24 protein-coding genes and 1 pseudogene are annotated in these 24,560 nt (G+C 37.8%); 20 read left to right on the top strand and 5 right to left on the bottom strand.

Going from position 1 to position 24,560, the window contains the following annotated elements:
- Positions 1-41 precede the first annotated feature (41 nt).
- Entirely contained in the window at positions 42-1,151 is a 1,110-nt protein-coding gene (locus Q7P22_RS12680; protein WP_303864700.1) for an aminopeptidase, read from the top strand.
- A 175-nt stretch (positions 1,152-1,326) separates the two neighbouring features.
- On the opposite strand, the gene Q7P22_RS12675 is transcribed toward Q7P22_RS12680, so the two are convergent.
- Positions 1,327-1,755 carry a CBS domain-containing protein gene (locus Q7P22_RS12675; RefSeq protein WP_303864698.1) on the bottom strand — a complete coding sequence of 143 codons (429 nt, stop codon included), beginning with the start codon at positions 1,753-1,755 and terminating at the stop codon, positions 1,327-1,329.
- A 247-nt stretch (positions 1,756-2,002) separates the two neighbouring features.
- Between Q7P22_RS12675 and prfA the strand changes: the two genes are divergently transcribed.
- The 8 genes and pseudogenes from prfA (at position 2,003) to Q7P22_RS12635 (ending at position 9,389) form a co-directional block, all read left to right on the top strand.
- Positions 2,003-3,070, top strand: a complete 1,068-nt coding sequence (gene prfA, locus Q7P22_RS12670; protein ID WP_303864696.1) for a peptide chain release factor 1 — start codon at positions 2,003-2,005, stop codon at positions 3,068-3,070.
- Between the two features lie 167 nt (positions 3,071-3,237).
- Entirely contained in the window at positions 3,238-3,978 is a 741-nt protein-coding gene (locus Q7P22_RS12665; protein WP_303864694.1) for a ZIP family metal transporter, read from the top strand.
- A gap of 125 nt (positions 3,979-4,103) precedes the next feature.
- On the top strand, positions 4,104-5,150 hold the full coding sequence (locus Q7P22_RS12660; RefSeq protein ID WP_303864692.1) for an L-threonylcarbamoyladenylate synthase: 1,047 nt from the start codon (positions 4,104-4,106) through the stop codon (positions 5,148-5,150).
- A gap of 17 nt (positions 5,151-5,167) precedes the next feature.
- On the top strand, positions 5,168-5,659 hold the full coding sequence (locus tag Q7P22_RS12655) for a low molecular weight protein arginine phosphatase (protein WP_303864690.1): 492 nt from the start codon (positions 5,168-5,170) through the stop codon (positions 5,657-5,659).
- 48 nt (positions 5,660-5,707) lie between these two features.
- Entirely contained in the window at positions 5,708-6,883 is a 1,176-nt protein-coding gene (gene larC, locus Q7P22_RS12650; RefSeq protein WP_303864688.1) for a nickel pincer cofactor biosynthesis protein LarC, read from the top strand.
- A 60-nt stretch (positions 6,884-6,943) separates the two neighbouring features.
- A pseudogene (gene lipA, locus Q7P22_RS12645) lies at positions 6,944-7,834 on the top strand (lipoyl synthase); the annotation flags it as partial.
- 32 nt (positions 7,835-7,866) lie between these two features.
- A complete protein-coding gene (locus Q7P22_RS12640; protein ID WP_303864687.1) occupies positions 7,867-8,319 on the top strand; it encodes a cytidine/deoxycytidylate deaminase family protein in 453 nt (150 codons plus the stop codon).
- Positions 8,320-8,714: 395 nt separating this feature from the next.
- On the top strand, positions 8,715-9,389 hold the full coding sequence (locus Q7P22_RS12635; protein ID WP_303864685.1) for a YwmB family TATA-box binding protein: 675 nt from the start codon (positions 8,715-8,717) through the stop codon (positions 9,387-9,389).
- 29 nt (positions 9,390-9,418) lie between these two features.
- Here the strand turns inward: Q7P22_RS12635 and spoIID are convergent, their stop codons facing one another.
- Positions 9,419-10,426, bottom strand: coding sequence for a stage II sporulation protein D (gene spoIID / locus Q7P22_RS12630; protein ID WP_303864683.1), 1,008 nt, complete (start codon positions 10,424-10,426; stop codon positions 9,419-9,421).
- Between the two features lie 220 nt (positions 10,427-10,646).
- Between spoIID and Q7P22_RS12625 the strand changes: the two genes are divergently transcribed.
- The 9 genes from Q7P22_RS12625 (at position 10,647) to Q7P22_RS12585 (ending at position 19,545) form a co-directional block, all read left to right on the top strand.
- On the top strand, positions 10,647-11,417 hold the full coding sequence (locus Q7P22_RS12625) for a DUF2606 family protein (protein ID WP_303864681.1): 771 nt from the start codon (positions 10,647-10,649) through the stop codon (positions 11,415-11,417).
- Between the two features lie 135 nt (positions 11,418-11,552).
- The gene (gene spoIIID / locus Q7P22_RS12620; RefSeq protein WP_303864679.1) at positions 11,553-11,840 is read left to right on the top strand and encodes a sporulation transcriptional regulator SpoIIID; all 288 of its coding nucleotides are present in this window, start codon (positions 11,553-11,555) and stop codon (positions 11,838-11,840) included.
- Positions 11,841-12,000: 160 nt separating this feature from the next.
- The gene (locus tag Q7P22_RS12615) at positions 12,001-13,011 is read left to right on the top strand and encodes a rod shape-determining protein (RefSeq protein ID WP_303864677.1); all 1,011 of its coding nucleotides are present in this window, start codon (positions 12,001-12,003) and stop codon (positions 13,009-13,011) included.
- Between the two features lie 160 nt (positions 13,012-13,171).
- A complete protein-coding gene (locus tag Q7P22_RS12610) occupies positions 13,172-14,167 on the top strand; it encodes an LCP family protein (protein WP_303864675.1) in 996 nt (331 codons plus the stop codon).
- Between the two features lie 176 nt (positions 14,168-14,343).
- The gene (locus Q7P22_RS12605; protein WP_303864673.1) at positions 14,344-15,159 is read left to right on the top strand and encodes an ABC transporter permease; all 816 of its coding nucleotides are present in this window, start codon (positions 14,344-14,346) and stop codon (positions 15,157-15,159) included.
- Positions 15,160-15,261: 102 nt separating this feature from the next.
- Entirely contained in the window at positions 15,262-16,473 is a 1,212-nt protein-coding gene (locus Q7P22_RS12600) for an ABC transporter ATP-binding protein (RefSeq protein WP_303864671.1), read from the top strand.
- Positions 16,474-16,575: 102 nt separating this feature from the next.
- Positions 16,576-17,442 carry a UTP--glucose-1-phosphate uridylyltransferase GalU gene (galU, locus tag Q7P22_RS12595; protein WP_303864669.1) on the top strand — a complete coding sequence of 289 codons (867 nt, stop codon included), beginning with the start codon at positions 16,576-16,578 and terminating at the stop codon, positions 17,440-17,442.
- A 112-nt stretch (positions 17,443-17,554) separates the two neighbouring features.
- Complete coding sequence (locus tag Q7P22_RS12590) at positions 17,555-18,511, top strand: glycosyltransferase family 2 protein (protein WP_303864667.1); 957 nt, start codon at positions 17,555-17,557, stop codon at positions 18,509-18,511.
- A gap of 14 nt (positions 18,512-18,525) precedes the next feature.
- A complete protein-coding gene (locus tag Q7P22_RS12585) occupies positions 18,526-19,545 on the top strand; it encodes a glycosyltransferase family 4 protein (RefSeq protein ID WP_303864665.1) in 1,020 nt (339 codons plus the stop codon).
- Positions 19,546-19,622: 77 nt separating this feature from the next.
- On the opposite strand, the gene Q7P22_RS12580 is transcribed toward Q7P22_RS12585, so the two are convergent.
- The 3 genes from Q7P22_RS12580 to Q7P22_RS12570 form a co-directional block, all read right to left on the bottom strand.
- Entirely contained in the window at positions 19,623-20,147 is a 525-nt protein-coding gene (locus tag Q7P22_RS12580; RefSeq protein WP_303864663.1) for a sigma-70 family RNA polymerase sigma factor, read from the bottom strand.
- A gap of 191 nt (positions 20,148-20,338) precedes the next feature.
- A complete protein-coding gene (locus Q7P22_RS12575; RefSeq protein WP_303864661.1) occupies positions 20,339-20,560 on the bottom strand; it encodes a DUF2922 domain-containing protein in 222 nt (73 codons plus the stop codon).
- A gap of 94 nt (positions 20,561-20,654) precedes the next feature.
- A complete protein-coding gene (locus Q7P22_RS12570; protein WP_303864659.1) occupies positions 20,655-20,879 on the bottom strand; it encodes a DUF1659 domain-containing protein in 225 nt (74 codons plus the stop codon).
- 466 nt (positions 20,880-21,345) lie between these two features.
- Here Q7P22_RS12570 and Q7P22_RS12565 point away from each other — a divergent pair, with 466 nt between their 5' ends.
- On the top strand, positions 21,346-22,329 hold the full coding sequence (locus tag Q7P22_RS12565; protein WP_303864657.1) for an LCP family protein: 984 nt from the start codon (positions 21,346-21,348) through the stop codon (positions 22,327-22,329).
- A 296-nt stretch (positions 22,330-22,625) separates the two neighbouring features.
- Positions 22,626-24,512 (top strand): nucleoside-diphosphate sugar epimerase/dehydratase, encoded by a 1,887-nt coding sequence (locus Q7P22_RS12560; protein WP_303864655.1) that lies wholly within the window; start codon positions 22,626-22,628, stop codon positions 24,510-24,512.
- Positions 24,513-24,560: the final 48 nt, after the last annotated feature.

Genomic DNA, 24,560 nt, shown 5'->3' with positions numbered 1-24,560 from the left:
ACATCTGACTTCAATAAAAGCAAATAAACGGAGGAATGCATATGGACCCAAGAATTAAAACATTAGCCAAAAATCTCGTAAAGTATTCTTGCAGCATACAAAAGGGCGAAAAGGTACTTATCTCCTTATCCGGCATAGAGGGAAAGGATTTAGTTAAACAATTAGTCAAAGAAGTGTACGCTGTTGGCGGATACCCTTTTGTAGAAATTGGAGATAGCTCCGTTAGCAGAGAAATATTAATGGGAACGAGTGAAGAACAATTACAGATTCAATTAGATTATAGTTTACACAAAATGAAACAAATGGATGCCTATATAGCCATTAGCGCAAGCCCAAATACATCAGAATTATCAGATGTTCCCTCTGAAAAATTAGTCTTGCAGAGCAAAATTTTAAGACCAGTATTAGACTATCGCGTCAATAAAACAAAATGGGTCATACTAAGATACCCAAATTACGCTATGGCCCAACTTGCTACAACTAGTTTGGACGCTTTTGAGGATTTTTATTTTGATGTATGCAATGTAGACTACGGAAAAATGTCCATAGCTATGGATTCTCTAGTTGATTTAATGAACAAAACAGACAAAGTAAGGATTACGGGACCGGGAACAGACTTGCGTTTTTCTATTAAAGACTTACCAGCAATAAAATGTGATGGAAAAGAAAATATCCCAGACGGTGAAGTATTCACAGCACCTGTCAAAGACTCTGTTAATGGAGTGATTACGTACAATACACTATCAGAATACCAAGGCTTCACGTATCAGGATATATGTTTAGAATTTAAAGATGGAAAAATTATCAAGGCTACTTCCAATAATACAGATAGATTAAATCAAGTACTAGACAGCGACGAAGGTGCCCGATATATAGGAGAATTTGCCATAGGCGTAAACCCTTATATCATCCACCCAATGAAAGATACTTTATTTGATGAAAAAATCATGGGGAGTTTCCACTTTACCCCAGGAATGGCATACGAAGAAGCGAATAACGGAAACAAATCCTCTGTTCACTGGGACCTCGTAAACATCCAAACACCAGAATACGGCGGAGGAGAAATCTACTTTGATGACATCCTAATTCGAAAAGACGGTATATTTGTGCTACCAGAGCTGGAATGTTTGAATCCGGAAAAGCTTAAATAAAGTTGGACGTTTGGATGGGAAAAGTATTTAAAGCGAAAAGATAGAAAGACTCGCCTTCGGGCGAGGTAAAGACCCTAGGATTAGCCCCAGCTAACTGCATCGGTTATCTGGAGCGCAGGGAAGGATTTTAGACTCTGGGGGAAACCCCAAGTACTGAACGCTGATTGCTATTTTCTCATCCAAGCTGATACTGATCTTCTTCCTGTAATACACTTAATAAGTAATCAATGACATCCTGCCTTCTAATAATTCCTATAAAGGTTCCATTGTCATCTGTCACAGGGATGAAGTTTTGATGTTTTGCCATATTAATAATCTCTTCTAGAGGTTGATCAATTCTAACGGACTCAATTTTTTTGTGTAGGGTAATATCCTTTAAATCATATTTACTACAGTTGTCAAAATGAATATGAGGATTGTTTTTAAATGCCCAAAGCAAATCCCCCTGTGTGACGGCTCCGATATATTTGCCTTTGTCGCCTACGATGGGAATTGAGCTATAATCATTTGTCTCCATTACCTCCAAAGCGAATTTCAACGAACAATTAACATTCAAGAAAACAACATCCTTCTTTGGTAAAAGAAAAAACAAAATATTCTTCAAGACATCTCCTCCAAAACAAATATTAATAAATCTTAACATAATTATTATACAACATTTAACAATTAATTAAAAGAAAATTAAGGCATCATAAGTGGCCTGCAAAACCAAAACGTAACCAGTGGTGACATAGGTTTTGCTTAAAACTTACAACTTAGAAGGTATTAGCGGTTTTCCCATTCGACTTTAAGCGTTGCGCTTCGCTTTTTCCTATGATATAATTCCAACAGATGTATTTTGGAGGGTAAAAATGTTAGATAAATTAGAAGCAATAGAACGTAAATTTATAGATCTTGAACAAAGAATCAGTGATCCTGAAATTATTGGGAATCAAACGGAATGGAAAAAGTTTGTCAAAGAACACGCAAAATTAGATCCAATTGTCGTAAAATTTAGAGAATTCAGAGATATATTAACTTCAATAGAAGAATCAAAAGAAATGCTCCAAGAAGAGTCGGATAAAGAGTTTAAAGAAATGGTACAAGTAGAATTAAACGAATTAGAAGAAAAAGAAACAATTTTAAAAGAAGAATTAAAAATCCTTCTTTTACCTCAAGATCCTAATGATGATAAGAGTGTTATTGTAGAGATCCGTGCAGGTGCTGGTGGTAGTGAGGCAGCTCTTTTTGCAGGGGATTTGTTTAGAATGTATACGCGATATGCGGAAAGACAAGGCTGGAAATATGAAATCATGAGTTCTAATATCCCTGAACTAGGTGGTATAAAAGAAATTGTATTCTCTATTAATGCAGATGGCGCTTATAGTAAACTAAAATACGAAAGCGGTGTTCATCGAGTACAAAGAATACCAACTACAGAATCAGGTGGACGAATTCATACATCAACTATAACTGTAGCCGTATTACCAGAAGTAGAAGATGTAGAAATTGATATCAATCAAAACGATCTAAAAATAGATGTATATCGTTCTTCTGGTAATGGAGGGCAAAGTGTCAATACGACAGACTCTGCAGTTCGTATTACCCACTTACCAACAAACTTAGTAGTAACTTGCCAAGATGAAAAATCACAGCTAAAAAACAAAGAGAAGGCCATGAAAATTTTAAAAGCCAAGCTATACGAAGTTGAGCAAAGCAAACAAAATGCTGAAATAGCTCAAAACAGAAAGAGCCAAGTAGGAACAGGGGACCGAAGCGAAAGAATTAGAACCTACAACTTCCCACAAGGTCGAATAACCGACCACAGAATAGGTCTAACAATCTACAAACTAGATGCCTTCCTAGATGGTGAAATCGAAGAAATGATTGAAGCTCTCGTAACAACAGATCAAGCTGAAAAATTGAAGAGTCAAACATAAAAAACAACTTCCGCAAGTGAACTGCACCCCAATTCTTAGACATATCTAACAATTGGAGGTGCAGTTTTTTTATGCAGGTGCTCAGCAAAACCGTAGCTCAATTTCTCGTCTAATTCTCTTACTTATCGAATATAAATAAAAGATAAAAAACACAGGGAGGCTATTGAATGGACTTTAATACACTATTTAAAATTACACTGTTAGGTTTTCTGGCTGGGACTGTTGGGACAGGGATGGGAGGGGTTTCCTCTTTTATAATTAGAAATCCATCGAATCGCCTCTTTAGCTTTACTCTAGGATTTTCAGGTGGGCTAATGATATCTATCGTATGCTTTGACTTGTTGCCCGAGGCCTTTATGTCTGGATTGGGAATATCGATAATAGGGATCATAATAGGGGTAGCATTAATTAGTGTCATTGATCAGGTGCTTTCTTTTCATTTTTCAGGGAGTCATATGAAAAATGAATTTCTCAGAACGGGAACATTAATGGGCATTAGCATTGCAGCCCATAATTTTCCCGAAGGACTAGCCATAGGTTCAGGCCTTGTGGCAGATCCTCACTTAGGAATGAGCTTGGCCATTATTATTCTCATCCACAATATACCAGAAGGCATGGCTATGGGAGCCCCTTTAAGTATTAGTGGAATCTCAAAAATCAAAATACTCCTCTACACCATATATGCAGGAATCCCCATGGGCATAGGGGCCTGGATAGGGGGCTATATTGGAAATGTATCACAAGATTTCATAGGCTTGTGTCTTGGCTTTGCAGGGGGAGCTATGTTATTTATCACCTGCCAAGAAATTATTCCCAAATCCAGTGCCCTCTGGAAGGGTCGCACCTCTGGTTTTTCTATTATATTTGGAATCATATGTGGAATACTGTTGACGAAGTGGCTAGGGTGAAAGCAGGGCGAGATAATGACCTAAGCACCTGAGGGCTGCTTTTTCTCTCTCGCGAAAATTTTCTACCTATGTTATAATTCCTATAATAATAAATCAAAGAAGTTAAAGCAAAGGAAGTAAACGATATGACAAAAATACTTGATATAAGCAGCCAAGAACTAGATATGGAATTGATTCGACAGGCTGCGGATATTATCAATAATAAAGGAACGGTGGCTATACCGACAGAGACAGTCTATGGCTTGGGTGCAGATGGCTTAGATGAAGAGGCCGTAAAAAAAATCTATATTGCTAAGGGTAGACCTTCTGACAATCCCTTAATCCTTCACATATCCAATATGAATATGTTAGAAAAACTAGTTGAAGAGATACCTGAAAAAGCCAAGCTTTTAGCTAAAACCTTTTGGCCAGGTCCCTTGACGATGATCTTTAAAAAATCAAGCATCATTCCAGAGGTCATTACAGCAGGGCTTGAAACCGTGGCCATTCGAATGCCTTCTAATAACATCGCAAGGTGTTTAATAGAAGAAGCCAATACACCAATAGCTGCCCCTAGTGCCAATATATCAGGCAAACCCAGCCCCACAAAGGCAAAGCATGTTATAGAGGACTTAGATGGAAGAATAGACGCCATTATCACATCTGACGACAGCACCATAGGATTAGAATCCACCGTAATTGACCTAACAGAGCCTATTCCTACTATCCTTAGGCCAGGAGCGATTACCTTCGAGGCAATAAAAGAAGTAATAGGACAGGTTCAAATAGATCAAGCAATCCTACACCAAACAAAGCTAATAAAAGCAAAATCTCCAGGGATGAAATACAAACACTACGCTCCCAAAGCACCTATGAAAATCATAAAAGGGGACAGGGTAAAAGTAGTAAAAACCATAAACGAACTCACCCAAGAATATCAAAAACAAGGAAAAAAGGTAGGCGTTTTAGCTACAGAAGAAACAAAAAAAGAGTACAAAGCCGACAAAGTAATCACCATGGGCCAACGCTTTAAACCAGACACCATAATGGCAAAACTATTTGGCTCTCTGAGAGCCTTTGATGAAGAAGATATACAAATCATCCTATCTGAAGGCTTCAGCAACCAAGGCAAAGAACTAGCCATATCCAATAGGCTGAATAAAGCTGCTGGATTTGATATAATTGAAGTATAAAGGTGGTGAGAAACAATATGAAAATGATCTTATTCGTCTGTACAGGCAATACTTGTCGCAGTAGTATGGCGGAGGGAATAATGAAAGATCTTCTTAAAGATAAAGACATTATAATAAAATCAGCAGGCACCGATGTGTTCTTCAGCGAGCCTGCAAACCAAAAGGCCATCGATATTATGTCCCAAATGGATGTAGACATAAAAAATCACCTCTCCCAAATGCTAACAGAAGAGCTAATAGAAGAAGCTGATTTAATCCTAACGATGACTCACTACCATACAGATAATGTAATACGCAAATACGCCAAGGCTATAGAAAAGACATTTACACTAAAAGAATACTTATCTTTACTTCTAGAAAAAAAAGGACGAACACAAGACCCAGATTACCAATTAAACATAGACCAAATGAGCCTAGCCGACCCTTACGGTCAGTCGATTGACGTTTATAGGGACACGGCGAAAGAAATAAAAAGAATACTGGAGAGAATTGTAGAAATGATTTTTTAAGGTGTACTACAACATGATACATTACGAATCCAAAGGAACGGTGACCAAATGAAAAACACACTCTATCTCGAGTGCTACTCAGGCATAAGCGGGGATATGACTGTTGCTGCTTTACTTGACCTAGGAGCAGATGAGGAGACTTTACGACAAGGTCTTAAGAGCCTTAATATAAGCGGATACAAAATAAAAATATCCTGCACAAGCAAATGTGGAATTCAAGCTAAAGACTTTGATGTACTACTAGAAGAACACCACAATCATCATCACACCCACAGAAATATCAAAGACATCAATGAAATTATCTCAAACTCTAATATTACACAAAATGCCAAAGAGATAGCCCTAAAAACCTTTAAAATCATAGCTGAAGCAGAAGCTAAGGTTCATGGCAAGAGCATGGAAGAAGTGCATTTTCATGAAGTAGGAGCCATTGATTCTATTGTAGATATTGTAGCGGCAGCCATTTGCATGGACAATCTAAAAATCGAACAAGTTATCGTATCTCCTATATACGAAGGTCATGGACATGTAAGATGTCAGCATGGGATTATCCCAGTACCTGTTCCTGCAGTAGTGGAAATTGCAAAAAGAGAAAATCTTCAGCTAAAATTAACAGACACAGAGGGAGAGATGGTCACGCCAACGGGTGCCGCTATAGTCGCAGCATTAAAAACAGGGAACCAATTACCTAATAACTACATCATTGAAAAGATTGGAATTGGTGCCGGTAAAAAGGACTTTCCAAAAGCAAATATTCTTAGGGCATATATATTACAAACTATAGAGGACAATGAAGATCAAGTCATTTTGCTTCAGTGCAATATAGACGATATGACCGGAGAAGAGCTAGGTTTTGCCTTAGAGGCAATCATAGAAGAGGGAGCACTAGACGCAAATTTTAGCCCCATCTTCATGAAAAAAAACCGTCCAGCCTATGAACTAACCGTCATCTGCAAAGAAGAAGACAATACTAAACTGAAAAAAGCCATCTTTAAACACACCACCACCCTAGGTATAAGAACCATCCCATCCACGAGATCCATCATGAAAAGAACCATAACAAATTTCTCATCAACACTAGGAGAAGTAAAAATAAAAGAAGCAAAATACGAAGACATCACCAAGAGAACAATAGAATACGAAGACGCCAAGAAGATCGCAAAAAAACATAATTTATCTATAAGTGAAGTATTTAAGAAGATATATAGTGAAATTTTAAAATAGGTGGCCGGGTGTTCAGGTGGTCGGTAAAAGCAATACTCGCCGCCTTACTACCGTACGACCTTAAACAGAAAGGTAAGAGATGTCATGCAAAAACCAGAATGGTTAAAAATAAAAGCCAATGCCACAAAGACAAGAGAAGTAACAGAAATGCTTCGAAGTTTAAACTTGCATTCCGTATGCGAAGAAGCAAACTGCCCGAATAGAATGGAATGTTTTGAAAAGAAAACAGCTACTTTTATGATACTAGGAAGACACTGCACTAGAAACTGTACTTTCTGCAATGTGGATAAAGAAAAACCCGGTCAAGTTGATGAAAGCGAACCTTCAAATGTAGCAGAAGCCATTAAGAAAATGGGTATGAAGCACGTAGTAATTACATCCGTAACGAGGGATGATTTACCAGACGGTGGTGCGGGACATTTTGCAAAAGTTATTCGAGAAATCGGAAACTTAAATCAGGGTATAACAGTAGAAGTTCTTATTCCAGACTTCCAAGGAGATGAGGAAGCCTTAAAAAAGGTTATAGATGAAAAACCAGACATACTTAATCACAATATTGAAACCATTCCACGCCTTTACCCAGAAGTGCGCCCAAAAGCCGTATACGAAAGATCTCTTGAATTACTTCAAAAGGCAAAACAAATAGATCCCAAGACGATAACAAAATCAGGAATCATGGTAGGCTTAGGAGAAACTTTTGACGAGGTAATCCAAACCTTCAAAGACTTAAGAGCAGTAGGCTGTGACCTACTAACAGTAGGTCAATACCTAGCTCCATCAAAACAACACCACGAAGTAGTAGAATACATCCATCCTGATACCTTCGCGGCCTACAAAGCTCAAGCTCTAGAACTAGGCTTCAAATACGTAGCCTCAGACCCGTTTGTAAGAAGCTCGTATAATGCCTTCGAGGCTATGAATAGCCTGGGAGAGGGTAAAACGGAAAGGTAGCAAGTCGCATATTTGAGAAAGGAGTGAACCATATGCGTCTATCGTGGGACGAGTATTTTATTGAAATGCTCGATATTATAAAGAAAAGATCTACCTGCCTACGTAGGCAAGTGGCTGCAATAATTGTAAAAGACAAAAGAATTGTCGCCACAGGCTACAATGGCGCACCATCGGGCATTGCCCATTGTGGAGATATAGGTTGCCTTCGAGAACAGCTGGGAGTACCCTCCGGTGAAAAACACGAACTCTGCCGAGCTATCCACGCAGAACAAAATGCAATCATCCAAGCTGCCGTCCACGGTGTAAGCATAGCAGAAGCCACAATATACATCACCCACAGCCCCTGCGCCCTCTGCGCTAAGATGTTAATCAATGCCAATATAAAACGAATTGTATACACCTCCGACTATCCAGATCAGTACGCTATGAGCTTGTTAGAAGAGGCGGGAATACAAATATGCGACTCACGTTGCAGTGAACAGTGAATGATGGATAATGGGCAGTATTAAAGACTTAATAAAAAGTCGCATATTTTTGCTGTTCCATGTTCATTTTTTATTGTTCATTGACGGTTTTACATGAATCCTTTAGGCAGGAAGGCCCAGAAAGCGAACTTGTTAAGTTGAAAAACTTATTAAAATTCACAATTAAAATAAAAAAAAATCATAAAGAAGTATAAAAACCCTTCCTCAGGCAATACTTTTAATGAACAAGGAAGTTACAAGTACTTTAATATTGTTTTATCCCCCTTTTACAATATAAAAGAGATGCTTATAACTTCCTTTTTACATAAATTGCTTGAACAGTTGGACGGGAAAAACAAACTCTACCTCAGGTGAGCAATGCCTTTCCCACCCAAGCCCAAAAGGAGTTGCCACCAATGAAAAAAACCATTCTACTTCTAAGCCTTATAACCTGTATTTCCTTTACTATAGGAAGTGCCTTCTATCCCTTCCAAAGAAACGAAGAAAAAGTTCTTTTGGAAGGAATAGAAGCTACAGGTGCCCATTTAGACAGCATTGAAGTACATATTGATTTAAAAACGCCAATAGACATAGACGAAATAAAGACAATATTAAATATAGACAAAGACCAAACAACTTCTATACAAATGCCTCATAAGGAGATTTGTTATGTTGGGGAGCAGAAGAGCGTGTTTCACAAAATCGAAGAGAACCTGGTAACCAGTGTTGATTTCATTTTAAAAGATAAAAAGGATATTGATTTGTACAAAAAAATAAAAAAGACATTGACAAAGTCCAATACAAAATCCCAAATCTTCTTAATGTATAAAGGAAGTTTTGATAGAGACATTACAGAACAAGAAATGAAAGTTATTACAGCAAGAGCGCTACAAGAAACAAATACAGATTTTGTAGAAGGTGGTTTCATTCGCGAAAACTTCCAAACCACCAGTGGCTACAACAAAACAATCCAAGATTACATCACTACCGGAGGAAATAAAGTGAATATGAATATAGCAATAAAGTGTAATGGGGATGAAAAGAGAACACATGTTGTTTTGGGAACACCGTTGATTTATGGAGATTATTAATTAAGGTGGTCATATGATCACCTTATATCTCAGTATACTTTTTTTAATTCTACTCCTGTGTAATAATGCTTCAATATATTTACATAATCAAAGCCTGCTTCTGCCATTCCATTGGCGCCGTATTGGCTTAGGCCTACTCCGTGGCCGTTGCCATTGACGGTGAATACGATATTGTTGCCATCTTGTTTTATTGTAAAATTATTAGACCGTAGGCTTAATAGTTCTCTTATCTCTCTACCAGTTAAGGTCTTATTTCCTACTCGAATTTCATCTACTCTTCCGCTTTTTGTCCTACGAATAATTTCTAGATTGTCAATCATCTTATTTTTCTTTAATACCATGTCGGGGTATTTGTTTTTGAGCGTTTTTTCAAAATCATCTTCACTCATATCAAAATTTGTGCTTATATAGGGAGAATTTGTCTCATACTCGCTGGGCACGCTCCTAAGGTAGGGTAGTGAGGCAGAAAAATAATCTTCAGAGTTTTCTGTTACACCGCCACTGCTTGAATGAAAAAGAGGATCAATCAATTCGCCATTATAGATAAGTGATTCTCCTTTTGTAGAATCTACAGCTGCCTCAATTTTGCTCCAAAGCTCGATACTATTTAAAGCAGATAGCTCCGTATTTTTAGACCAAGCGACTAAGCGATCATCTTTACTTATCCATGCCTGACAGTGTCTATGATCTGTGCACAGCTCGTACTGAGGGTGGGCGTCATCTGGTTTACCGCCAAATTCGTCTAGTCTATTTAAGGTATAGGTCCTGGCTGCAACAGCCTGCGCTTTTAGAGCCTCTAATTCAAAGTTAACAGGCATTTCTGCAGCGACTACACCTTTAATATACTCATCTATTGTTAATTCCATAGTCGTATTATCCTCTGTATTAAGAACTGTTACAAACACCTGATCTTTTTCCTCAATTACATCAGGCTCATCATCCCTCTGATTAATGGCCTCACAAGAGCTGATGATAAAAAAGGGGATAACCATTACAATCAAAAACAACGCTAGTATCATTAAACTAATTTTTCTCATGTTATACCTCCGATATGTACATATAAATATATATTCTCGTTTAGCAGAAAATATTTCTACAAATGCAGATTAGTTGTAAGAGGAGAAGTATGAAGCGCTGGGGAGAAAGATTGGTGAATACCTATATGGATTTTAAATATTCAATAAAAACCACAATTTTCATATTTTTAGGTATAAATACCAAGTCTGCAGGCAATAATGTCCTCAGGAGGTGCGAATTATGAAGAAAAAAATATTTAAAGATGATCATTCTAATTTTAAAGAAAGAGCACTCAAATTAGTAAACAAAGAAGGTTTCTACGTTGCAATTTTCTTATGTATTACATTAGTCGCTACAATGTTAGTATACTTTGTTAACGACAATGCATCAAACAAGGACATAGCTAATGAAGATACAGCTATAGTAGAACAGGATACTACGGAACCAATAGAAAATACCAGCACAGTTGTCGAGGAAGATACAGCAGTAACAGAAAAACCCGCAACGGAAACAGCTACGCAAGTAGAGAAAACAACAAAAGAGGAAGAACCAAAAACAGAGCAACCGAAAGAGCAGGAGCCAAAACCTGATACGAATCTAAAAGAAATGGTAAGCCCTGTTGGTGCAAATGAAGTAGTAATGGCCTTTAGTATGGGTGGAGAACCAGTATATTCTCAAACATTGCAAGAATTTACATCTGAACATACAGGAGTAGACCTCAAAGCAGAAGAAGGTCAAGAGGTAAAAGCAGCTTTAGATGGAAAAGTAACAAAAATCTACAAAGATGGAAAACTAGGGCAAACCATCATTATCCAACATAGTAATGGTATTGAAACAAGATACAGTAACTTAGAAGAAAAGGTAGCTGTTACTCTAAATCAATCCGTATCTGCAGGGGATGCCATAGGTAAAATTGGGAAGACAGCCGCTTTCGAATCCGAAGATCCGTCACATCTACACTTTGAAGTATGGCAAAATGGCAAATGCATAAATCCAAGTGAATACTTGTAAAAAAAATGACCCTTCAGGGTCTTTTTTTTGCCTTATCACCAACCACCTTAATCTATATATTTTTCCTCTCTCGCGTCTAATTTAAGCAATTCCTGCATAAATTTTATTAATGATAATGTTGGGGGGTTACTTGATGTGAAGGACTACATAGAAGAAAGGGTATTGAGTATAGCAAATTATATAATAGAATCAGGAAATACAGTAAGAGAAGCTGCTAAAGTATTTAAAGTCAGCAAAAGTACTGTTCATAAAGATATTACGGAGAGACTACCAGATATAAATCCAGCTATTTACAAAAAAGCTAGAGAGATACTCGATAACAACAAAGCGGAGCGCCATCTAAGAGGTGGCATGGCAACGAAACAAAAATATAAAAGAAAGTCCAAATGCAAAGAAGTAAAAATAGCAGAAGAAACAAAATAGGCAAGGCATTTGTCCCAAAGTACATACAAGCCCAGCTGGGCTTTTTTTGTGTTGTTAGCTACAACTTGTAACAATTTTTTTACACTAAAGATTTGAATTTACCCAACTTATGTTATAATATACTCTTAGTAGAAAGTAATAAAGGAGAGGATACTTAGAGATGCCCTTTAGAAAAGATATAGGAATTGATTTAGGTACGGCGAATATTCTGGCATATGTTAAAGGCAAGGGAGTAATATTGCAAGAGCCTTCTGTTGTTGCAATCGATACAAACACAAACGAAATTAGAGCCATTGGCTCCGAGGCACGGGCTATGCTTGGAAGAACGCCTGGAAATATACAAGCTATCCGCCCTCTAAGAGACGGCGTGATTTCTGATTTTAAAATTACAGAAAGAATGCTAAAATATTTTATCGAAAAAGTATGCGGAAAAAGAAGATTGTTTAGACCAAGAGTAGTTGTGGGAATTCCAAGCGGAGCTACCGAAGTCGAAAAAAGAGCAGTAGAACAGGCCGTTCTCGCAGCAGGTGGGGCAAGCCCTGTTATCGTAGAAGAGCCAGTAGCAGCGGCTATAGGAGCTGGCATTGATATTACGGCACCTACGGGAAATATGGTCATTGACATCGGTGGAGGAACGACAGATATTGCAGTATTATCCTTAGGGGGAATTGTAGAAAGCGTTTCTATAAAAATAGCAGGGGACAAATTTGATGAGGCCATTGTCCGATACATGAGAAAAAACCACAATCTGCTCATCGGGGAAAGAACTGCAGAAGATTTGAAAATCAATATCGGTGCAGTACATCCTAGTGTAGAAGAAAAAGAAATTGAAATAAGAGGCCGAGATCTTTTATCTGGTTTACCTAAATCCATCCTAGTGCGTTCAGAAGAAATCAGAGTATCTCTTCAAGAGAGTATTGATACGGTTATAAATGGCGTTCACGCTGTATTAGAAAAAACACCACCAGAATTAGCAGCAGATATTAGCGATATCGGTATTTATTTGACAGGTGGCGGTGCCTTAATTCCAGGATTGGACATACTAATAGAGGAGAGAATAGGCGTGCCAGTAAAAATTGTTGAGAATGCAGAAATGGCGGTAGCCATAGGAACAGGAAAAATCCTTGACAATGTCGACATGTTAATTGGATCTAGAAAACGTTACGAATAAAGTAAATGAAAGCATATGCAGGCACTTTGCTCTCGTATTTTAAGGGGAGTTTTAATACCTATTGTGAGAGATAAACACGGATGATTCCGTGTTTTATTTCTAATCACGTTTGAACAATAGTAAACGATTGCTCAGCTAGGGTTAGATAAATGAGGGATTTATGAAAATGACATCAGAAAATATAAGGAAGCGAAAACTTATTATTTTTCTAATAGTAATATTTGTAGTATTTATTGGAGTAGGTATCAAGTTTTTTTCTGATATGAGAAATCCAGAAAAGATATTTCAAGCAGAGAAGGATTCTGAGGATGTAGAAAATGCAAAAGATTCCTTTCCAGACAATAAAATCAATATCCTAATCTTTGGTTTGGACAAGGATTATATTCGTGAAGAGGTACAAAAATATGGCGTATATCGGTCCGATACGATGATGTTGGCTACTCTAGATTTTAAAAAGAACACTCTAGACCTTGTATCCTTGCCAAGGGATACCTATGTGCCCATTTACAATCAATATAACAAAGATAAGCTCAACTCCTGTTTTATGTACGCAAGTGACGACGCAGAAGATAAAGATGAAGTCATTCCTTTAGGAATTGAGTACTTATCTAATACGGTGAGCAATGTTTTAGGGGACATTCCCGTAGATTACCATGTAGGTATAACAGACATGGAAGTCGTATCAAAAATCATCGACGAGATAGGTGGTATTGAGATTGATGTGCTTCATACTCTTTATGCAGACAAGGGAAAAGACAATAGCCAAGTAGTAGTAGAAAAAGGCTTGCAAAAACTTAATGGTGAGGAGCTATTGTACTATGCCAGGTACAGAGCGTATCCATTAGGAGATATTGACAGGGTTGCTAGTCAACAGCATATCATAAAGAGCCTCTTACAAAATATGAAAAGCGCCAACACTGTAAGCAAGATTCCACAAATATACAATCTGGTTAAAGATAATTTGACTACGAATTTAAATATGAAACAAATCACTGCATTATCCTTATTTGCTGTAAATCTAGAGGCAATGGAAACTTATACTCTACCAGGTGGTTTTGGGGATGTTGCAGGAATATCCTATTGGATTATGGACCAAGAAAAAATAGCTGAATTAGCTCAAAAGATTTACGGAATTACGATAGACGAAGGATATTAAGAAAAGCTATTCGACGGATTATCTCATTTGACAGCATCTGTTGGATATTCAAATTTGCGATTTTCATTAAACTTTCGTATATTGTTAAGTACTCATTGTTCAATGTCCACTATTCACTGCGACGTAAGTCGCATATTTGACCACCTTACCACCTATCTTTTTTAAGAGGAGTAACTATGTCTTTATTAAGCAATCCATTAAATATGATAAAAGAAAATATAGAAAATGCCGGAATAACTCTTGAAATGTCTAAAAAAGAGCTTGAAAAAAAATACACAGGTACAGCTTTAGGGTTATTGTGGGCATTAGTAAAACCAGTACTCTACATCTCTGTGTACTGGTTTGCCATTGAAATAGGTATAAGAGGATCTCGAAATGAAATATCAGGATTTCCTTTTATTCTCTGGCTTATTGCAGGTATTATTCCATGGTTTTATATATCAGAAACCTTAATATATGGCGGCACATCTTTTAGACAAAACAAACACCTCATTACCAAAATTGTCTACCCAGTATCCACCATTCCAACCTTTAGGATGTTTTCACAGCTATTCGTACATATAGCGCTAGTATTCATTCTAATAACTATTTTTTGGTTTGCAGGATATCCACCAGATATATATTACCTACAAATATTTTACTATATGTTTTGTATGTTTGCCTTTATGACTATACTCTCCTGGACAACAGCATCTCTAATAGTCGTTAGCCGAGATTTTGAACACCTTTTAAAATCCATCACTACGATGCTATTCTGGCTGACCCCTATCCTATGGAGAATAGAAAATGTTCAAGGCATCCTAAAATACATTATCCAAGCAAACCCCATCTATTACTTCATAAAAGGCTACCGAGACACCTTCGTAAACAAGGAATGGTTTTTTCAAGATCTCCCCTATACCGTATATTTTTGGGTGGTGATGTTCGCGCTGAGTGTGCTCGGGGGATATATATTCAAGAAGTTAAGAGGAGAGTTTGCAGACATATTGTAAAAGCAGATGGTAAGCTAGCAAGCAAAATCAAAACTCGCCCGCATTATCCACCAATGGTAGCTAAAGTGCATTTCTTACCACCTTATTAAGGAGTTACAATACATGGAAAACGCCATAGAAATCGAAAACCTATCTAAACGATACAAAATATACAAAAAGCCCTGGCATCGGGTTGTAGATGTCTTTTCTGAAAAGACAAGGTACAAGCCTTATTACGCCTTAAAAGACCTTACCGTGTCCATCCCTAAGGGAGAGGCAGTAGGCGTACTTGGCAAAAACGGGGCGGGTAAATCTACTCTTTTAAAGATGATCACCGGTGTGACAGAGCCCACAAAAGGAAATATAAAAATAAACGGAAAAATAGCTGCCTTACTAGAGCTTACTTCAGGCTTTGATCAAGAGCTGACAGGCATCGAAAACATCTACCTAAAGGCCCTGACCATGGGTATGCAGCGAAAAGATATGGACGATCAAATGGATAACATTATCCAATTTGCCGATATTGGAGACTATATCTATCAGCCTGTAAGAACCTACTCTAGCGGTATGAAATCGCGTTTAGGCTTTGCTATATCCGTTAATGTAAATCCAGACATCCTCATTGTAGACGAAGTCTTATCCGTTGGAGATGATGTGTTTAAACTAAAGTGCATTGACAAGATGGAGGAATTTAAAAGAGAAGGCAAGACCATCTTCTTCGTAAGCCACTCCCTCTTTACGGTCAAGTCCTTCTGCAATAAATGCATGTGGATTAAAGATGGAGAGCTTATGTGCTACGGCGAAACAGGGGAGATTATGGTTCAATACGAAAACTTCCTAAAAGAAGAAAAAGCCAAAGATAGAGAAAAGAAAAAACAAGAAGCCCTCGAAAGCAACAAGACAGCTCAAATCATGAGCAAGGCGGACCTTCTTCAATTCTCAAACTTTACCTTTGTCAATAGCCAAGGAGAAAAGACCAGTAAGTTCCAATTTGGAGAAGAAATTACCTTTCAAGTAAACTACGAAATCAAAAAGACTATGGAAGATCTAGTCTGGTGTTTCACCATTCGAGATGCCGAAACCAACGAAATCTTCGGCAGCGACAAAAAATCCCACCAAAACGCTCTAATCAACACCATAGGCACGCACACCCTAAAAGTAACATTAAAACAAATAAAACTCCTCCCCGGCAAATACCTACTATCCGGCGAAGCCACAACACAATCGGGGGCTTTATACATGAGTTATTCAAATAAGAGGCCGTTTTATGTGGAGCTTGACCAATTTAGAGGCACTGGGGTGCATTATATTGAACATAATTTTGAGAATTTGTAGAAGAAACGATCAACGAACTAACCGTTCAACCTACACTAATGTGTGATGAGACGAATAGAAAGAAAACAAATATAAAAGATTAACACAAAAGGAGATAAATCTATGAAAGTTCGCAAAGCAGTCATACCAGCTGCTGGTTTAGGAACTCGATTCTTGCCAGCTACGAAAGCAATGCCAAAGGAGATGCTTCCTATTGTAGACAAGCCTACCATACAATATATAATTGAAGAGGCTATTGCATCGGGCATTGAGGAGATTATCGTGGTCACAGGACGAAGCAAAAGAGCTTTAGAAGATTACTTTGACAAATCCGTAGAATTAGAGCTTGAGCTAAAAGAAAAAGGCAAGGACGAACTCTTGCAATTAGTACAAGATATTTCCAATATGGTCGATATTAACTACGTAAGGCAAAAAGAACCTAAAGGATTAGGTCATGCAATACTTTGCGCTCGATCCTTTGTAGGCGATGAGCCCTTTGCCGTATTATTAGGGGATGATATTGTCTATAACCCTGAAAAACCAGCTTTAAAACAACTAATCCAGGTTTACAATGATAAAAAAGGGTCTATACTAGGGGTACAGAGCGTAAAAAGAGAAGATGTAAACAAATACGGTATCGTATCTGGAAAACAGATTGAAGACCGGCTTTTTACGGTAGATGATTTAATAGAAAAACCATCTATAGAAGAAGCTCCGACAAACGTAGCCATCCTAGGTCGATACATCATAAGCCCAGAAATCTTCCCAATACTCGAACGCACAGGAAAAGGCGCCGGCGGAGAAATTCAATTAACAGACGCCCTAAAACAGCTAGCCAAACAAGAATCCATGTACGCCTACGACTTCCAAGGAAAGAGATACGATGTAGGAAACAAACTAGGCTTTTTAGAAGCTACAGTAGAATTTGCTCTAAGAAGAGAGGATTTACAAGGAGAATTTCGGGACTATTTGAAGAGCTTACAGTTGTAAAAGCTCTAATATTACCCCTGTCAAGGTTGGCGAGGCTTGTGGCGACTAAAAGGAGCTACAAGCCCGCAGCATACAACATACCACCTTACCATCTTATATAGCGGAGGAATCTATGCCAAAGGTATCTATCATCATGCTTGTCTGCAACGCCCAGTCTTATTTAGACAAATCCATACAATCTATACTGAATCAAACGTACAGAAACTTCGAGCTGATTATCGTAGACCAAGGGTCTACAGACGACAGCCTTTCCATAATAACAACATACCAAAAGGAGCATCTAGACCGCATTCAACTTATTAGTCAGCAAAACTACGGAACTTCCGCCGCCTTGAATGTAGGTATAGATAAGAGCAATTGCCCATATATTATGTTTATAGATAGAGGGGACTATTTGCAAGAAGAAATCCTTGCCCTTATGATGGAAGAAGCAAAGGAAACCGATGCAGATCTAGTCCTAACCAATGCTCGAATAATAGAAGACAAAGAGCAAAAACACGTACAGGTTCGTTTTTCAGGTAAGATGAAAGCACGAGTAGAATCCATCTACGAAAACAAAGACCTACTCAACACCATCCTACCATTCTTTTGGGGAAAACTATATAAAAAGACTCTATTCACGGACAACCATATCTACTTTCCATTAGGGCTTAGAGATCAAGACCTAGGAACTATCCCAAGGCTACTACTTCACGGTAAAAAAATAGCCAAAGTGAACCGAGCCCTATGCCACTACAATTACCACCAAGACGACGATATCAAAGAACACAATTATAGGATTTTAGAAACAGTGAAAAACTTAAGAATCGTAAAAAATTATTACCAAGAGCAAAAACAAGACGAAGAATTCGCCAACCAACTAGAATACCTCTTCATTTACCATCTCTTATTTCGCTCAGCCGAAAAAGTAGCCAAAATCTCCGACCCCGGAATCAGATCAGACCTCCTAGAAGAACTCCGCCAAGTCATAGAAATAGAATACCCAGGGTGGGTGAATAATCCCATAATAAAAGATCTTTCGCTGAGAAAGAGGATGTATTTGAAACGTATAAATAGGAAGAATAAATAAGGTGTAAGGTGCTTATGGAAGACATAAAAGTATACCTATTCTGTTGCGCGGTTTCTATGGCAATCACCCCATTTATAGCGAAACTAGCCCTAAAAATCGGTGCAGTAGATAAACCTAATAAAAGAAAAGTACACAAAGAACTCATGCCAACTATGGGAGGGCTGTCTATCTTTATAGCCTTTATTTTAGGGCATGCTTTATTTGGCTACCCTCATTTTCAGTTTAACGCCATATTGATTGGCGCTATTATTATTCTAATCTCAGGCATTGTAGATGACAAATATGAAATGAGCCCTAAGATAAAAATCCTCTTCCAACTAGCAGCAGCTACTGTAGTAATATTTTATGGAGGTATTTATCTAAAAAGCATTACCCTACCCTTTATCGGTCGAATTCAGTTGACCTATTTAGGCTATTTTGCCACGTATCTATGGATTATAGGAGTAACCAATGCAGTGAACTTAATTGACGGCTTAGACGGCCTTGCTTCTGGAGTATCTGCTATTACCTTCATGACCATGTACATTCTAGCTACAGTAGAAGGGGACTACTTTGTCATGTCCTATGCTCTAATTCTAGCAGGTAGTTGTACGGGTTTTTTAGTCTATAATTTTCACCCTGCAACAATATTTATGGGAGATACGGGAGCATTATTTTTAGGCTATATTGTATCTGTTTTATCCCTAATGGGTTTTAAAAATACTACATTTATCTCCCTAATCGTTCCAATATTAATACTAGGAGTGCCCGTATTTGACACCTTCTTTGCCATTATCAGAAGAAAGCTAAGAGGCCAATCCTTTGCCCAAGCGGACAAAGAACACCTCCACCACTTACTAATGACGACCAACAGCTCCCAAACCAAAACCGTCCTGACGATCTACGGCATGAGCATCCTCTTTTCCACCATATCCGTAATCTATTCCCAAGTCTCCCGAGAACTGGGCCTAGTCATACTAGTAATCTCATTTATCCTAATTCAATACATGGCAAGAAAGATAGGGTTGTTGGGAAGGAAGATGTTGAAGTATTAGCTTTTTCTCCATCTGCAATCAATAAAAAACGCAAAGCTAAACAATGCCCAAAGTAGTTATACTTGACCCAAGCCTATTTAATGAATTCTAAATGGTATATTCTCAACTCTTAATTGTGCGCGAAGCACATGTAGCGCCCGCGCTTTTAACTTTGTTATCGTTTGTGGATGACGGTTATTCTCTTTAGCAATCTGCTGGATTTTTTTTCCCTTATAAAAATATTCTTGGATAATCCACCGCTGCTTAGGTGTAAGTTTCATCAATGCTCTTTGAATATCTTCCGTATTTTCCCTCCAGATGATTTTGTCTAGACTCTTATCCTGCTCAATCAAATTTTCATCCTTTAGGTTATCAAAAGTAGGCATCGTTTCGACGAATTCTATTTTATCAGCCTGCTCTCTTATAACATCCATATAGAAATAAAAGAGCTTTTTTTTATAAAAGGCTGCAAAAGGTACTTGTTCTGATTTATCAAACTCCTGTATGGCTTCTAATAATTGAACCATAGCATTGTGATAATTTTCTTCAAAACTATCATAGTAGCCGTATTTCTTTATCATTGACAAAGTAACCGGCCGAACCTGTTCAATCAAGACCTCCATTTGAGATGTATCTCCGCTTTTAATTTCATCTATTAAAAAAATGAGGTCTATGGGACTCACCTCCTTAATGAAAATTTAAATCATACAATATTATTCTATTGACGCAATCCGGAAGTGTGACCATCTATCCAAACCACAATAAAAAGAGCACCCCTATTCATCAAGGTGCTCTTTTCATCCACTACATGCCGTTAAATAATAGCAAACTCTACAACATCCGTAGAAATTAATTCGATTTTGCTCTTTGCAGTTAAGCTAGATCCATTTGGTGTAAAAATATTATTAGCAATAATCAAATCCATTAAGCTATTAGCTTGGGCTTCTGTAATATCAGCTTTAGCATCTTCAATAGATATCTTTGAATTACCACCATCAGCTCTTTTGAAGCTAAGGTCAAGTTTTACTTCAGGCATTTTGCACCTCCTCTCTTTTAGTGAGTGTTACTCGTTCATGATAAAGGTTAAGAGCATTTATTTCCCTGTATATTAATAGCCGGTGCAGGTGGTCTTAAACATTCAATAAAAGATTATCCTGTATCACGTGAACCTCTTCAAGAGCGTGAGCTTGAAGGGCGGCGATAGCTATTGCGACATCGTATTTTACTTGATCTGTTACAGCGTTGTTAATATTAGAGTAGGTTTTGGACTTTGTTATTACATTTCCGCTGTCATCCACTCCATAGTTATACTTTAGCTGTAATTTTAAATTTGAGACATTGGTTTCAAGTGCCATATTTTCACCTCCTACTATATAAATGGGATATGGAGGAAATATCAACCCATATAAAAGTAATTTGTTGCAGAAATATATTTAGTCTTATCATAAAACTGATTTTATAGAACCTTGTATCTATTCAATTCAACACTCCTGTGATACAATAATACATAATTTATTTAAAACAACGAGGTGATTTTTATGAAGAAAAATAAATTTACCATGGTCATGCTGTGGTTGTGTATATTGTCTATAGTTGTGCCGATTTTAGCTACGGCCTTTGCGTTGATTGTTTAAAATTGTGAGCAATTCTAAACAGGTGGTCAGCAAAATACCAACGCATCTTTGATAACTACCTAGCCACTATATTACAAGCGTCCTAAACAATTTAAATAGAATAAAGTAACAAACTAAAAATAGGATCACCCTTAAGATAAGGGATCGTTTTGCTTACCACCTAAAAAGAGAAAGCAGGTGCACCACAATGGCTACTAAGAAAAAAGAACGTTCCACCGGAAAAAAAGTATTAATTGGCTTCCTCGCCCTCATCCTCCTAATCTCCGCTGGAGGCATTTATCTATTTGATAAATACCTAGGAGACATGAGCCGAGTAGACATCTCCAAAAATGATGAAGAGCTAAACATCTCGCCTGAATCATCTAAAAAGGATGATAAAATTATCAATATTGCCTTATTTGGCATCGATACTCGAGCCAATGATTACGATAGTGCAACTCGCTCTGATACGATCATGATTGCTTCATTGGACAAGCAACATAAAAAGATTAAGCTTACATCTATCATGCGTGATACATATGTGAATATTCCTGATAGAGGATACGATAAGATCAACCACTCTTATGCTTTTGGAGGACCAGAACTAGCGATTAAGACCATCAATAAGAACTTTGATATGAACATCAAAAACTACGTAACAGTCAACTTTAGCGCCATGGCAAAGATTGTCGATGCCATAGGTGGAGTAGAAATTGATGTGAAGGATTATGAAATCCGACATCTTCCAGGTGTCAATAGCACAGGGTTACAAAACTTAAGCGGAGATCAAGCGGTATCTTATAGCAGGATACGTTACTCAGGAGACGGCGACTACGAGAGAACGCAAAGACAGCGAAAAGTCCTGGAAAACGTCATCTACAAAGTCCTAGACAGCAAATCCCTAACCCAAGCCCTAGCCCTAATAGAAACCCTAACCCCTAATGTAGAGACAAGCCTAAGCACGGTAGACATGGTAGGTCTGGCAACAGATGTATTCTCATCAAACATAAAAACGTTAGAAAACACCCGCCTTCCATTAGATGAATATTCCAAAGGCGGCACATGGAACGGAGTCTACTACCTAAAACCAAACAGTTTAGTAGACAATGTGAAGTATTTGCATGAGTTTATTTATGAAGATGGTGGATACCAAGCGTCAGGGATTGTGAATGAAATAAGCGATGGAATTTGAGATAAGGTAGTAAGGTCGCCAACCTTGACACAGGTAATGTGACGAAAAAAGCCCATATTCTAACACAATCCTCTCTATTTCGACATACTACTTATAGTAGAATCTTTATAATACATTCCTAAACCGAAAAGATAAATACATAACAAAAACAACCTCGCCTCAAGGCGAGGGGGCGCATTTGCTGACCGACGGACCACCTAGAAAATTTGGGACCCCAGCACATATTGTCTTTGGCCAAGAAAAAATGTATACTAAACTAAGCATGAATAAAAACCCGAAAGAAGGAACTTTTACCCATGAGAGAAAAAACAATACGCATAGGAATGGTAGCAATGCTAGACGGATTATTTTTTACGTTTTCCCTGTACGTATCTGCTATCTTAACGGAAAACAGCGCTGTCATCATAACGCAATTTTCTAATTTCTTGATTATTGCCCTTACTATAAAATTTGGTTTGCTTTTTATTACAAATACATACAACACTTTGTGGAGATATGCTAGTGTTGAGGAAATGTTTAAGATTACTTTGGCAAATGCAGTCTCTAACTTTTTAACCTTTTTTATCTTTAATTTAATTAGCCCTGAACTCACAATAAGCTATGCCATTGTAAACTGTATATTAGATACAACTTTTACAGGCGGTATTCGAATTAGCTATAGAGCAGCTAGACGATTTAAGAACTATAATATACCTGCTAATGGCAAAAATGTCCTCATTGTAGGTGCAGGGGATGCAGGGGTAAGTATTTTAAGGGAATACAGAGGTAATCCTAGGATCGAGGATAAGATCATCGGTTTTATAGATGATGATATATGTAAATTAGGTACTTATATTAATGGCTACAAAGTCTTAGGGGAGTTAAGTCAATTAGACAAGCTCGTCAAAGAACATAGGATTCAAGAGATTATCATTGCTATGCCTTCTGTTGAACCAGATACCATTAGAGAAATTGTTAATGAATGCAAAAAAACCAAATGTAAGACAAAAATTGTTCCGAGTCTTTCTAATCTAATTGATAGCAAAGATCTTGCAAAGCAAATTCGTGAGGTAGAAATCGAAGACTTATTAGGCAGAGATCCTATTAATTTAAACAATGCTGAAATCTGCGGCTATCTTAAGCACAAGCGGGTTCTCGTCACTGGTGGTGGAGGCTCTATTGGTTCTGAATTATGTAGGCAAATTGCAAACTTTGACCCCGCTGAACTCATTATTTTAGACATTTATGAAAACAATGCTTACGACCTACAAAATGAACTAAAAAGAAAAATGCCTCACTTAAACCTTACGGTTCTCATTGGCTCTGTACGAGATGAAGATCGAATGGAACAAATCTTTAGAAAATTTAGACCACAGGTGGTCTTTCATGCAGCAGCACATAAACACGTACCTTTAATGGAGGACAGCCCAAGAGAAGCCATCAAAAATAATGTACTAGGCACTCTAAATACAGCTCAAACAGCGGACAAGTATCACGTAGAAAAATTTGTCCTCATATCAACAGACAAAGCTGTAAACCCAACAAATATTATGGGGGCTTCTAAGAGATTATGTGAGATGATAGTCCAATCCATCAACAAAGCTAGCAAGACCGAATTTGTAGCTGTCCGCTTTGGCAATGTATTGGGCAGCAATGGCAGTGTGATTCCACTATTTGAAAAACAAATCGCATCAGGTGGCCCCGTGACAGTCACTCATGAAAAGATTATCCGATACTTTATGACTATTCCAGAAGCATCCCAATTAGTGATTCAAGCAGGTGCCATGGCAAAAGGTGGAGAAATCTTCATTCTAGATATGGGTGAACCAGTAAAAATTATAGACTTAGCTAGAGACCTAATCCGCCTAAGCGGTTTCGAACCAGACGTAGAAATCCCAATAGAAATCACAGGCCTTAGACCAGGAGAAAAGCTATACGAAGAGCTTCTCCTAAACGAAGAAGGAATAGCCAACACCACCCATAGCAAAATCCTAATAGGTAAACCAGGAGACCTAGACTACAAAATTTTACTAAGAAACATAGCCCTACTAAAACAAACCCTAAAAGACGTTAACGCCGATATTAAGGAAGTAATGACCCGTGTAGTGCCGACGTATCATCCAGCGAGCAATTCTAATGAGAATATGGCTGTGCCGGTAGTGCAAGCTACAGAGGAGATTTCAGTAACTAGCGAGAATAATTAACAATAGTTAAACGATGGTGGAACAGTAGTTAAACAATGGTTAAACAAT

The organism is Alkalibaculum bacchi, from assembly GCF_937875145.1.
In the GTDB taxonomy this organism is placed as follows: domain Bacteria; phylum Bacillota; class Clostridia; order Eubacteriales; family Alkalibacteraceae; genus Alkalibaculum; species Alkalibaculum bacchi_A.
The sequence above is the reverse complement of the archived record's forward strand: the minus strand, read 5'-3'. Positions and strand labels throughout refer to the sequence as shown.